This is a genomic window from Stenotrophomonas sp. HMWF003 (assembly GCF_003061285.1).
Lineage (GTDB): Bacteria > Pseudomonadota > Gammaproteobacteria > Xanthomonadales > Xanthomonadaceae > Stenotrophomonas > Stenotrophomonas maltophilia_AP.
Genome location: NZ_QAIW01000445.1, coordinates 12,305 through 22,977 on the forward strand (window position 1 = coordinate 12,305; position 10,673 = coordinate 22,977).

A 10,673-nucleotide genomic window follows, 5' to 3' on the forward strand; every position below is an offset into this window, starting at 1 on the left:
CGCGGCTGCGGCCACAGCGGCAGCCCCAGCGCGGAAATCAGGCCGTCCACGTCGTCCTGGCGGAAACGTGCCACCAGCGTGGTGCGGAAGCTGGGCGCCCCGCTGGCCGAGGTGCTCTGGTCCTGGCGGTAGTCATAGCTGGCCACGTAGTCCTTGGCCCCGCGCAGGGCCTGGGCCACGCCCGGGCGGCCCATCACGCTGCGGTCGCCGGACAGCTTGGCCAGCACATTGCCCAGCGCGCGCGCCAACGCGCCGTTGCGGTCGGCGTCGGCCTGGCTGTTGACCGGCACTTCGGCCTCGTAGGCGCCCGTGGCGCTGGCCACGTCGCCTTCGGTACGCAGGCCGCTCTGGGCCATCGTGGCCACCGGCAGGCATAGCGTGAGGAGCATCATCAAAAAGAGGCTGCGGCGCATCAGGACTTCCATTGAGCGTATCCGGGGGGAATTGTTGCCCGAATAGGGCCTGCGCGCCAACGTGGCCTGTTAAAATCGCCGATTCACCCCAGCGCAGCGCCGACGCCCGTGACCAACTCCCCGTCCAACCCCTCTCCCCTGACCTACCGCGACGCCGGTGTCGACATCGACGCGGGCAATGCACTGGTCGAGCGCATCAAGCCGCTGGTCAAGCGCAGCTTCCGCCCCGAAGTGATGGGCGGGCTGGGGGGCTTCGGCGCGCTGTTCGACCTCTCCAACAAGTACCGCGAACCGGTGCTGGTGTCGGGCACGGACGGCGTGGGCACCAAGCTGAAGCTCGCACAACAGCTGGGCCGCCACGACACCATCGGCATCGACCTGGTGGCCATGTGCGTGAACGACGTGCTGGTGCAGGGCGCCGAGCCGCTGTTCTTCCTGGACTATTTCGCCACCGGCAAGCTGGACATCGACACCGCCGCGGCGGTCGTGGGCGGCATCGCCAACGGCTGCACCGAGGCCGGCTGCGCGCTGATCGGCGGCGAAACCGCTGAAATGCCCGACATGTACGCCCCGGGCGAGTACGACCTGGCCGGCTTCACCGTGGCCGGGGTCGAGAAGAGCGAGCTGAAGGACGGCGCCAGCGTGGCCGCCGGCGACGTGCTGATCGGCATCGCCTCCTCCGGCCCGCACTCCAACGGGTACTCGCTGGTGCGCCGCATCTACGACCGCGCCGGCCAACCCGCCGACCTGGAGCTGGAGGGCGGGGTCAAGCTGGTCGATGCGCTGATGGCCCCGACCCGCCTGTACGTCAAGCCGATCCTGGCGCTGCTGAAGGACCACGGCGCGGCCATCCACGGCATGGCCCACATCACCGGCGGCGGCCTCACCGAGAACATCATCCGCGTGGTGCCCGAGGGCCTGGGCCTGGACATCCAGGCCAACGCCTGGACCCTGCCGCCGGTGTTCCAGTGGCTGCAGAAGGAAGGCGCCGTGGCCGACAGCGAAATGTGGCGCACCTTCAACTGCGGCATCGGCTTCGTGCTGATCGTGGCCGCCGACCAGGTCGAGGCGGTGGCCGCAGCGGTCAGCGCACAGGGCCTGGAGCACTGGACCATCGGCGCGGTCACCGTCGCCGACGGTGCCGAGCGCGTCAAGATCGGTTGATCACGCCCATGGAGCCCCGCATGGATGCCACTGCTCCACCGCCGCTGCCGACCCGCGGGCCAGCGGGATCGCCGCGCGGCGGCCAGGACGACGCCGCGCAGCTGCAGCTGTTGTCGGTGCTGCACTACGTGATGGCCGGGTTCACCGCGCTGTTTTCGCTGTTCCCGGTGATCTACCTGGTGCTCGGCATCGCGGTGCTCAGCGGGGCCATGCCGGTGGACAGCAGCACGGCGTCGTCGCCGGGCGAGGTCCAGCTGATGGGCTGGGTGTTCACCGGCCTGGGCACGGTGTTCTTCCTGGGCATGCTCGCCACGGCCGGCCTGGTGGGCTACGCCGGGCGCTGCCTGGCGCGTGAGCAGCGCCACACGCTGTGCATGGTCGCCGCCGGGGTCTGCTGCATGTTCATGCCGCTGGGCACCATCCTCGGCGTGTTCACCCTGGTCACCCTGACCCGCACGTCGGTGCGTGAGCGCTTCGCGCACGGCGCCGCCCTGCCCCCTTCCACGCACTGACCTTCCGGCTGACGCGCATGAACCACCGTGGCCGCAGTGCCCGTTCGTTTTCGATGGCCAAGAAGGTCGCGCTTGCCGGTGTGCTGGCCATCTTCGCGGCCAGCTGGATCCAGCCACTGTGGCCGCTGGAGCAGACCCTGCACAGCTCGCTGACCGTGATCGGTCTGGTGGCGCTGTGGTGGGTGGACCGCCGCTGGGGGCTGGGCAACGGCGCGTTCGCCGCGATCTGCGGCTTCATCGCCATCCACTGCATCGCCGCGCGCTGGCTGTATTCCAACGTGCCCTACGACGCGTGGCTGCAGGCCGCGCTGCACTGGTCGCCGAACGCCGCCTTCGGCTGGCAGCGCAACCACTTCGACCGGCTCATCCATTTCCTGTACGGCGTCTGCTTCACCCCGGCGCTGCTGCAACTGGCGCGCCACGCGTGGCCGGCGCTGCGCATCGGCCAGGCCTTCACCCTGGCAGTGATGGTGGTGATGTGCTCCAGCCTGGCCTACGAATGGCTGGAATGGGGCATCGCGCTGCTGCTGTCGCCCGAAGCGGCCGAGGCCTACAACGGCCAGCAGGGCGACATGTGGGACGCGCACGCCGACATGCTGCTGGCTACGCTGGGCAGCCTGCTGGTCTGGCCGATGGCCCAGCGGAGCACGCTGCGATGAGCGCGCCGGCACGCCTGGCGGTGCTCGCCTCGGGCCGCGGCAGCAACCTGCAGGCGATCACGAAGGCCATCGCGGCCGGCCAGCTGGACGCACAGGTGGTGGCGGTGCTGTCGGACAAGCCCGACGCGCCGGCCCTGCAGCAGGTGGCAGCCGAACAGCGCTGGGCGCGCTCGCCGAAGGACTTCGCCGACCGTGCGGCTTTCGATACCGCACTGGGCGACGCACTGGGCGGGTTCGCCCCGGACTGGGTGGTCTGCGCCGGTTACATGCGCATCCTGGGCCAGGCCTTTGTGGAACGCTTCGACGGCCGGCTGGTCAACATCCACCCATCGCTGCTGCCGCTGTACAAGGGCCTGCACACGCACGCCCGCGCACTGGAGGCCGGTGACGCCGAGCATGGCGCCAGCGTGCATTTCGTGGTGCCCGAACTGGATGCGGGCACCGTGCTGGCGCAGGCGCGGGTGCCGGTGCTGGCCGACGACACCCCGGAGACGCTGGCCCAGCGGGTGTTGGCGGTGGAGCACCCGCTGCTGATCGCCAGCCTGCAGTGGCTGGTGTCTGGCCGCGTGGCTGAACGCGAGGGACGGCTTCACCTCGACGGTCACCCCCTGTTTAGCCCCTTGCGCCTAGATTCCGCCGGTAAGCTGAACAGGTGAGCGGCGCGCACACGCGCTGCTGATCCGGACGCTGGCATCCTCCCTCTTCCCCCTTTTCCGTGCCCGCATGAACACCTCCCTGTCCAAGCCAGTGCTGCTGATTGCATCCCTGCTGTGCACCGTGGCGATCGCGCAGGCGCAGGAACCGCCTGCGGCCGCGCCAGCGCAGGCGACCCCGCCGCTGCCGGTGCCGGCGATCAGCTGGGAAGCGCCGCCGCTGGAGCCGTTCACCGCCACCTACCAGGCCTTGTACAAGGGCAAGGAGGCGGGCGACGCCATCATGAAGGTGACCCACACCGGCGGCGCGCAGTGGCGGGTGGACATGCAGGTGGTGGGCCGGCGCGGCTTTGCCAGCGTGCTTGGCCTGAACCTGGAACAGAGCACCGTGTTCGAGAAGCAGGGCGAGGTCTACGTGCCGATCAGCCAGGCCACGGTGCGCAAGGGCCTGTTCCTGGGCAAGAAGGTCAGTGGCACCTACAACTGGCAGGCCGGTACCGCGCAGTGGCTGGGCGACCTGAAGAAGGAACGCACCCAGCCGATTCCGCTGCAGCCGGGCGACCAGAGCGCCCTGCTGATCAACCTGGCGATCATGCGCGACGCCCGCCCCGGCGGGCAGATGCACTACCGCTATGTCGACGTGGGCCGGGTACGCCAGCACGACTACCAGGCCGCGCCGGACACCGAGAACGTGCAGGTCGGCGACCTGTCCTACAACGCGCTGCGGGTCCACCGGACCAACGGCGGCAATGACGAAACCATCCTCTGGATCGCCAACGGTGTCCCCACGCCGGTGCGCATCCTGCAACGCGAAGATGGGGAAGATCGGATCGATCTTCGCCTGATCGAATACCAAGGAGTCTGAGCAATGAACCTGATGAACCGCCCGCTGACCTGGATCGCCGCTGGCGCACTGGCCGTGGTGAGCCTGCCGGCCATGGCGCTGCAGCCGTTCAAGGCCGATTACCAGGCCAGCTACATGGGCATGCAGGCCAACGGCACCATGACGCTGGCCAGTGAAGGCAGCAACAAGTGGCGCTACAGCCTGAACGTGAAGAACCAGCTGGCCGATCTCAGCCAGAGCACCGTGTTCGAGGAGGCCAACGGCCGCCTGCGCCCGCTCAGCAGCAACGACCGTTCGGTGCTGCTGGTGAAGAAGCGCAACGTGGATGCCAACTACAACTGGTCCAGCAACCAGGCCACCTGGACCGGCGATGTGAAAGCCGACCGCCGTGGCCCGGTGGCGCTGAAGCCCGGTGACATGGATGCACTGCTGATCAACCTGGCGATCGCGCGCGACCTGGCCGCCGGCAAGCCGCTGACCTACCGCATGGTCGACGAAGGCCGGATCAAGCCGATGAGCTACAAGGTGGTCGGGCAGGAAAAGATCACCGTCGGCGGCAAGTCGTACGACGCCACGAAGGTGTCGCGCACCGACGGCAACAAGGAACTGATCGCCTGGATCGTCAAGGAATTCCCGGTTCCGGCCCGCCTGCTGCAGCGTGAGAGCGGCAAGGACGCGCTGGACCTGACCATCAAAGGGATGAACTAAGGCAGGCGCACCGGCCAACGGTCGGTGCCTGCCGATTGCGGCGTGTCGCCATGGCGGCATGGCGCCGGATGGAAAAAAGCCCGCTTGCGCGGGCTTTTTTCATTCCTTTTTGGCCTCGTCGCCAAACACCGTCTTGCAGTCCACGCGGATCTGCTCGCCGTTGCTGCGCCAGTAGAAGGTGCGGCAATGCCGGTTGCCTTCCTGCTGGTTGTTCACGCCCACCGCATAGAGCGCCTGCAGCACTTCGGTGCGGCTGACAGTACCGTCGCCGTTCCAGTCCATGTCCTGCTGCTCGATGCCCTGGGTAATGGCGATGTTGGCGTACCAGGCGTAGCCCAGCCACGCCAGCACCACCAGGATCAGCACCAGCAGCGCCTTGCGGCGGCGGGTGAACGAGCCGCGCAGGATCATGCGGTCACGCGCCGGATGGTCGCGCCCAGCGAAGACAGCTTCTCTTCGATGTTCTCGTAGCCACGGTCCAGGTGGTAGATGCGGTCGATGGTGGTGTCACCTTCGGCCATCAGCCCGGCCAGGATCAGCGACGCCGAGGCGCGCAGGTCGGTGGCCATCACCGGCGCACCGCTCAGGTGTTCGGCACCGCGCACGATCGCGGTGTGGCCTTCCACCTGGATGTCCGCGCCCAGGCGCAGCAGCTCGTTGACGTGCATGAAGCGGTTTTCGAAGATCGTTTCATTGATCACGCCCACGCCATCGGCCACGCAGTTGAGCGCCATGAACTGCGCCTGCATGTCGGTCGGGAACGCCGGGTACGGCGCGGTGGTCAGGTTGACCGCGCGCGGGCGCTTGCCGTCCATGTCCAGGGTGATGCTGTCTTCGGTGGTCTCGATCTTCGCGCCGGCTTCCACCAGCTTGGACAGCACCGCGTCCATGGTGTTGGGACGGGCGCGGTTGACCGTGACCTTGCCACCGGTCATCGCCGCGGCCACCAGGAAGGTGCCGGTTTCGATGCGGTCGGGCAGTACTTCATGACGGCCGCCGGACAGCTTCTCCACGCCCTCGATCACCAGGCGGGCGGTGCCCAGGCCTTCGATCTTCGCGCCGAGTGCGATCAGGCAGTGCGCCAGGTCGGTGACTTCCGGTTCCATCGCCGCGTTGTCCAGCACGGTGGTGCCTTCAGCCAGCACGGCCGCCATCAGCACGTTCTCGGTGCCGGTGACACTGACCATGTCGAAGGTGAAGTGCGCGCCCTTCAGGCGATTGGCCACGTGGGCCTTGATGAAGCCGTTTTCGACCGTGATTTCCGCACCCAGCGCCTGCAGGCCCTTGATGTGCTGGTCGACCGGACGCGAGCCGATGGCACAGCCGCCGGGCAGCGACACTTCCGCCGCACCGAAGCGGGCCAGCAGCGGGCCGAGCACCAGGATCGAGGCGCGCATGGTCTTGACCAGCTCGTACGGGGCCACATGCTGGTTCACCGAGCGCGGGTCGACCACGATCGCGCTGCCGCGCGACAGCGTGCCCTGGTCGATGGTGACCTTGGCCCCCAGTTCGCCGAGCAGCTTCACCGTGGTGACCACGTCGTGCAGGTGCGGCACGTTGGTGATCTCCACCGGCGCATCGGCCAGCAGGGTGGCGCACAGGATGGGGAGGACGGCGTTCTTGGCGCCGGAAATGTTCACTTCACCGTGCAGCGGCTTGCCGCCGGTCACTACGATCTTGGCCATGGAATCTACTTGAATTGAGGTAGAGCCGACCGTTGGTCGGCTGATCTAATCGGTCGGCGGATCTGATCGGTCGGCGGACTAACCCGCTTCGGCCGGGGTCACCGTCTTCAGCGCCAGCGCGTGGATCGCCCCGCCCATCAGGTCGCCCAGGGTGGCATAGACCATGCGGTGGCGCGCCAGCGGCAGCTTGCCGGCGAAGGCGTCGCAGACCACGGTGGCCTCGAAGTGCACGCCATCGTCGCCCTGCACGTCCGCGCGGGCGCCGGGCAGGCCGGTTTCGATCAGATTGCGGATGGTGTCGGCGTCCAACGGGCTTTCCTAATAAAATGAGCGCTCATTCTACTCTTCCGCGTGGCGCCCGCATGGCTGTATCGCCCCTGCTCCCCCATCCGGCCGACCCTGCGGCACTGGTCGCCAGCGGCCGCCGAGTGTTCCAGATCGAGGCCGACGCCCTGGCCGCCGTGGCCGACCGGCTTGGCGATGCGTTCAGCCAGGCCTGCCAGCTGGTCCTGCACGGCAAGGGCCGGGTAGTGGCCACCGGCATGGGCAAGTCCGGCCACGTGGCGCGCAAGATTGCCGCCACCCTGGCCTCCACCGGCACCCCGGCCTTCTATGTGCATCCCGGCGAGGCCGGTCACGGCGACCTGGGCATGATCACCGAAGACGACGTGGTGCTGGCCCTGTCCTACTCGGGCGAGTCCGACGAACTGCTGATGCTGCTGCCGGTGCTCAAGCGCCAGGGCAACCGGCTGATCGCCATGACCGGCCGGCCGCAGTCCAGCCTGGCGCAGGCCGCCGACGTCCACCTGGACGTCAGCGTGCCGGCCGAGGCCTGCCCGCTGGCGCTGGCCCCCACCTCCAGCACCACCGCCTCGCTGGCGATGGGCGATGCGCTGGCCGTGGCCCTGCTGGACGCGCGCGGCTTCACCGCCGACGACTTCGCCCGCTCGCACCCGGCCGGCAGCCTGGGCCGCCGCCTGCTGCTGCACATCACCGATGTGATGCACAGCGGCGAGGAGCTGCCGCAGGTGGACGCCGACGCCAGCCTCAGCGAGGCGCTGCTGGAAATGAGCCGCAAGCGGCTGGGCATGACCGCCGTGGTGGATGCCGACCAGCGCCTGATCGGCCTGTTCACCGACGGCGACCTGCGCCGCGCGCTGGATACCGAACTGGATGTGCGCAGCGCGAAGATCGCCGAGGTGATGACCCGCAACCCGCGCACCATCGGTGCCGACCAGCTGGCCGCGGAGGCCGCCCGGCTCATGGAAACCCACAAGATCACCGGCCTGATGGTGGTCGATGGCCAGGGAAAGCTGGTCGGCGCGCTCAATATTCATGACCTGTTGCGGGCGCGGGTGGTTTAAACCACAGTTGCCTTCCTCCATTCAGCCACGACCTGCCCCCTGCCGATGCCCTATTCCCCGCTGCCCGGTTTCCCGTCCCACCTGCATGCCGTTGCCGGCCGCATCCGGCTGGCCTGTTTCGACGTGGACGGCACGCTCACCGATGGTCGGCTTTACTACGACCGTGAGGGCAACGAGAGCAAGGCGTATTACGTGCAGGACGGACTTGGCCTGAAACTGCTGCAGCAACACGGCATCCACCCGGTGCTGATCACCGCGCGCAACAGCCTGTCGGCACAGAAGCGTGGCGCCGACCTGGGCATCGACACCCAGATCGCGGTGGGCGACAAGCTGGCCAGCGTCCGCGCGCTGTGCGACACCCACGGCATCGGCCTGGACCAGGTGGCCTTCATGGGCGACGACCTGCCCGACCTCGCCCCGCTGTGCGCGGTGGGCCTGGCGGTGGCACCGGCCAATGCACATCCCTGGATTGCCGAGCGCGTGCACTGGCAGACCCGCAGCGATGGCGGTCGCGGCGCAGCGCGCGAGCTGTGCGACGTGCTGCTGGCCGCACAGGGCCACGTGGACGCGGTACTGGCGAGGTTCGGCGCATGAACTGGCGTACCGTCCTGGGGGGCCTGCTGCTGGTGGCTGCCGTGCTCAGCGGCTGGTCGCTGCTGCGCCACCGCGACAAGCCGGCCGCGCAGGTCACCGACGACGGCAGCAAGGATTACGTGCTGCACGACTTCCAGATCATCGCGCTGGATGAGCAGGGCAAGGAATCCACGACCCTGCGCGCGCCGCTGCTGGAACGGTCGCGCAACGACGAAACGATGAGCATCACCACCCCGCTGTTCCTGCTGCCCGACCAGGACGGCAACCACTGGGAACTGCGCAGCGACACCGGCTGGGTGAGCGCCAAGGGCGACCAGCTCAAGCTCACCGGCAACGTGAGCGGCGACAGCCCCAAGGTGGCCAGCGTGCCGCCGACCACCTTCCGTACCGACCACCTGGATGTGTTCCCCAAGGAAAACCGCGCAAAGACCGATGCGCTGGTGACCATGACCCGGCCGGGCATGACCCAGTCCGGCGTGGGGTTCGAGCTGGATTCCAAGAACAAGACCTATCATTTCCTGAGCCAGTCCAAGGGCCGCTACACGCCCCAACGCTGAGCCGGTGCAGCGCAGGCGACGTCCCCTGGACCGGCGCCGCTGCACCGCAGCCCCACCCGCCGGCCAGGCGCCTGCCTGGCCAACGCCCCTTTTACCGTGACCTCCCCGGCCACGCCCCTTCTCCGGCAGGACAGACTCCCTTCATGAAGATCCTATTTGCAGCCGCCTGCGCGATCAGTCTTCTGGTCCCCACCTTCGCCGCCAGTGCGAAGTCCACCGACCGCAACCAGGACATGACCATCGACGCCGGCGCCCAGTCGGGCACCCTGGTCGGCGATGGCAAGACCACCCTGTCCCAGGGCGTGGTGATCACCCAGGGCACGCTGGACCTGCGTTCGTCCGACGCCGAGATCTACATGAAGGACGGCGAGGCGGTGCGCGCGGTGTTCACCGGCAAGCAGGCCAAGCTCAAGCAGCAGCTCGATGACGGCAGCTGGATGGACGCCAGCGCCGACCGCATCGACTACGACATCAAGGCCGAGGTGCTGACCATGACCGGCAACTACCACGTCAAGAGCGCGCGTGGCACCAACGCCGGCCAGAAGATGACCTACAACACCCGCACCGGCGAAATGAACAGCGGCGGCGACGGTACCCGCGTGCGCACCGTGATTCCGCCCAAGAACAAGACCGCTGCCCCCGCCGCGGCCACTCCGGCCACCAAGACCACCGTCCCCACTGCCGGGAGCAAGAAGTAATGCTCGTCGCCAAAGGCCTGCGCAAGCGCTACAAGCAGCGCGAAGTGGTCAAGGACTTCGGTCTGACCCTGGAAGCCGGTGAAGTGGTGGGCCTGCTGGGCCCCAACGGTGCCGGCAAGACCACCTGCTTCTACATGATCGTCGGCCTGGTCGAAACCGACGCCGGCAGCATCGTGCTGGACGGAAAGGACATCACCGGCGACCCGATGTACACCCGGGCCAAGCAGGGCGTGGGTTACCTGCCGCAGGAACCGTCCGTGTTCCGCAAGCTGACCGTGGCCGACAACATCCGGCTGGTGCTGGAGCTGCGCGAGGACCTGGACAAGGCCGGCCGCGAGGCCGAGCTGAATTCGCTGCTGGACGAGCTGCAGATCGGCCACGTGGCCGACCAGCTGGGCGCCAGCCTGTCCGGCGGTGAGCGCCGTCGCTGCGAGATCGCCCGCGCGCTGGCCGCCCGGCCGCGCCTGATCCTGCTCGATGAACCCTTCGCCGGCGTTGACCCGATCTCGGTCGGCGAGATCCAGCGCATCGTCACCCACCTCAAGCAGCGCGGCATCGGGGTACTGATCACCGACCACAATGTGCGGGAAACCTTGGGAATCTGCGACCGCGCGTATATCCTCAACGAAGGCAGCGTACTGGCGCAGGGGGCACCAGAGGCGATTCTGGCCAACGCCGATGTCCGTCGCGTCTACCTTGGAGAGACCTTCAAGCTCTGACGCCCGGCCGCTGCGGCGCCTTCCCTTCGTTCGGCACAGGCATGAAAGCACGGCTGCAGACATCGCTGGGACAACAACTGGTCATGACGCCGCAGCTGCGTCA

At 68.0% G+C, this 10,673-nt stretch carries 15 protein-coding genes; 11 read left to right on the forward strand and 4 right to left on the reverse strand.

From position 1 onward, the window contains the following. The coding region (locus DBR34_RS24185; protein WP_258224163.1) for a DUF2066 domain-containing protein at positions 1-425 on the reverse strand (425 nt) is incomplete at its 3' end. 96 nt (positions 426-521) lie between these two features. On the opposite strand from DBR34_RS24185, the gene purM reads away from it, so the two are divergent. The 6 genes from purM (at position 522) to DBR34_RS19645 (ending at position 4,953) form a co-directional block, all read left to right on the forward strand. Further along, on the forward strand, positions 522-1,577 hold the full coding sequence (purM, locus tag DBR34_RS19620) for a phosphoribosylformylglycinamidine cyclo-ligase (protein WP_128098020.1): 1,056 nt from the start codon (positions 522-524) through the stop codon (positions 1,575-1,577). A gap of 20 nt (positions 1,578-1,597) precedes the next feature. After that, positions 1,598-2,089 carry a hypothetical protein gene (locus tag DBR34_RS19625; RefSeq protein WP_258224164.1) on the forward strand — a complete coding sequence of 164 codons (492 nt, stop codon included), beginning with the start codon at positions 1,598-1,600 and terminating at the stop codon, positions 2,087-2,089. 53 nt (positions 2,090-2,142) lie between these two features. Beyond that, on the forward strand, positions 2,143-2,748 hold the full coding sequence (locus DBR34_RS19630; RefSeq protein WP_181394085.1) for a DUF2238 domain-containing protein: 606 nt from the start codon (positions 2,143-2,145) through the stop codon (positions 2,746-2,748). Continuing rightward, positions 2,745-3,404, forward strand: a complete 660-nt coding sequence (gene purN, locus DBR34_RS19635; protein WP_128098022.1) for a phosphoribosylglycinamide formyltransferase — start codon at positions 2,745-2,747, stop codon at positions 3,402-3,404. Before DBR34_RS19630 ends, purN begins: the two co-directional genes overlap by 4 nt. Positions 3,405-3,471: 67 nt before the next feature. Continuing rightward, the gene (locus DBR34_RS19640) at positions 3,472-4,266 is read left to right on the forward strand and encodes a DUF3108 domain-containing protein (protein WP_128098023.1); all 795 of its coding nucleotides are present in this window, start codon (positions 3,472-3,474) and stop codon (positions 4,264-4,266) included. Between the two features lie 3 nt (positions 4,267-4,269). Continuing rightward, on the forward strand, positions 4,270-4,953 hold the full coding sequence (locus DBR34_RS19645; RefSeq protein ID WP_128098024.1) for a DUF3108 domain-containing protein: 684 nt from the start codon (positions 4,270-4,272) through the stop codon (positions 4,951-4,953). A gap of 99 nt (positions 4,954-5,052) precedes the next feature. On the opposite strand, the gene DBR34_RS19650 is transcribed toward DBR34_RS19645, so the two are convergent. From DBR34_RS19650 to DBR34_RS19660, 3 genes are all read right to left on the reverse strand, one after another. After that, positions 5,053-5,364, reverse strand: a complete 312-nt coding sequence (locus DBR34_RS19650; protein ID WP_128098025.1) for an EF-hand domain-containing protein — start codon at positions 5,362-5,364, stop codon at positions 5,053-5,055. After that, positions 5,361-6,638 carry a UDP-N-acetylglucosamine 1-carboxyvinyltransferase gene (gene murA / locus DBR34_RS19655; RefSeq protein ID WP_128098026.1) on the reverse strand — a complete coding sequence of 426 codons (1,278 nt, stop codon included), beginning with the start codon at positions 6,636-6,638 and terminating at the stop codon, positions 5,361-5,363. Before murA ends, DBR34_RS19650 begins: the two co-directional genes overlap by 4 nt. 78 nt (positions 6,639-6,716) lie before the next feature. Next, positions 6,717-6,947: a BolA family protein gene (locus DBR34_RS19660; RefSeq protein ID WP_128098027.1), complete on the reverse strand. Its 231-nt coding sequence runs from the start codon at positions 6,945-6,947 to the stop codon at positions 6,717-6,719. A gap of 53 nt (positions 6,948-7,000) precedes the next feature. Here DBR34_RS19660 and DBR34_RS19665 point away from each other — a divergent pair, with 53 nt between their 5' ends. The 5 genes from DBR34_RS19665 (at position 7,001) to lptB (ending at position 10,570) form a co-directional block, all read left to right on the forward strand. Further along, positions 7,001-8,002, forward strand: a complete 1,002-nt coding sequence (locus DBR34_RS19665; protein WP_038689966.1) for a KpsF/GutQ family sugar-phosphate isomerase — start codon at positions 7,001-7,003, stop codon at positions 8,000-8,002. A gap of 45 nt (positions 8,003-8,047) precedes the next feature. After that, on the forward strand, positions 8,048-8,596 hold the full coding sequence (locus tag DBR34_RS19670) for an HAD hydrolase family protein (protein ID WP_128098028.1): 549 nt from the start codon (positions 8,048-8,050) through the stop codon (positions 8,594-8,596). Next, positions 8,593-9,153: an LPS export ABC transporter periplasmic protein LptC gene (lptC, locus tag DBR34_RS19675; RefSeq protein ID WP_128098029.1), complete on the forward strand. Its 561-nt coding sequence runs from the start codon at positions 8,593-8,595 to the stop codon at positions 9,151-9,153. The genes DBR34_RS19670 and lptC overlap by 4 nt, the downstream gene beginning before the upstream one ends. A 143-nt stretch (positions 9,154-9,296) precedes the next feature. Next, on the forward strand, positions 9,297-9,851 hold the full coding sequence (gene lptA / locus DBR34_RS19680; RefSeq protein WP_128098030.1) for a lipopolysaccharide transport periplasmic protein LptA: 555 nt from the start codon (positions 9,297-9,299) through the stop codon (positions 9,849-9,851). Beyond that, positions 9,851-10,570: an LPS export ABC transporter ATP-binding protein gene (gene lptB, locus DBR34_RS19685; protein ID WP_128098031.1), complete on the forward strand. Its 720-nt coding sequence runs from the start codon at positions 9,851-9,853 to the stop codon at positions 10,568-10,570. The genes lptA and lptB overlap by 1 nt, the downstream gene beginning before the upstream one ends. Positions 10,571-10,673: the final 103 nt, after the last annotated feature.

Excerpts from the sequence above, each read along its gene's own strand:
- DBR34_RS19645 (WP_128098024.1), top strand. The coding sequence starts at position 4,270 with ATGAACCTGATGAACCGCCCGCTGACCTGGATCGCCGCTGGCGCACTG.
- murA (WP_128098026.1), bottom strand. The coding sequence starts at position 6,638 with ATGGCCAAGATCGTAGTGACCGGCGGCAAGCCGCTGCACGGTGAAGTG.
- lptC (WP_128098029.1), top strand. The coding sequence starts at position 8,593 with ATGAACTGGCGTACCGTCCTGGGGGGCCTGCTGCTGGTGGCTGCCGTG.
- DBR34_RS19670 (WP_128098028.1), top strand. The coding sequence starts at position 8,048 with ATGCCCTATTCCCCGCTGCCCGGTTTCCCGTCCCACCTGCATGCCGTT.
- DBR34_RS19665 (WP_038689966.1), top strand. The coding sequence starts at position 7,001 with ATGGCTGTATCGCCCCTGCTCCCCCATCCGGCCGACCCTGCGGCACTG.
- DBR34_RS19625 (WP_258224164.1), top strand. The coding sequence starts at position 1,598 with ATGGATGCCACTGCTCCACCGCCGCTGCCGACCCGCGGGCCAGCGGGA.
- purN (WP_128098022.1), top strand. The coding sequence starts at position 2,745 with ATGAGCGCGCCGGCACGCCTGGCGGTGCTCGCCTCGGGCCGCGGCAGC.
- lptA (WP_128098030.1), top strand. The coding sequence starts at position 9,297 with ATGAAGATCCTATTTGCAGCCGCCTGCGCGATCAGTCTTCTGGTCCCC.
- lptB (WP_128098031.1), top strand. The coding sequence starts at position 9,851 with ATGCTCGTCGCCAAAGGCCTGCGCAAGCGCTACAAGCAGCGCGAAGTG.
- DBR34_RS19640 (WP_128098023.1), top strand. The coding sequence starts at position 3,472 with ATGAACACCTCCCTGTCCAAGCCAGTGCTGCTGATTGCATCCCTGCTG.
- DBR34_RS19630 (WP_181394085.1), top strand. The coding sequence starts at position 2,143 with ATGGCCAAGAAGGTCGCGCTTGCCGGTGTGCTGGCCATCTTCGCGGCC.
- DBR34_RS19650 (WP_128098025.1), bottom strand. The coding sequence starts at position 5,364 with ATGATCCTGCGCGGCTCGTTCACCCGCCGCCGCAAGGCGCTGCTGGTG.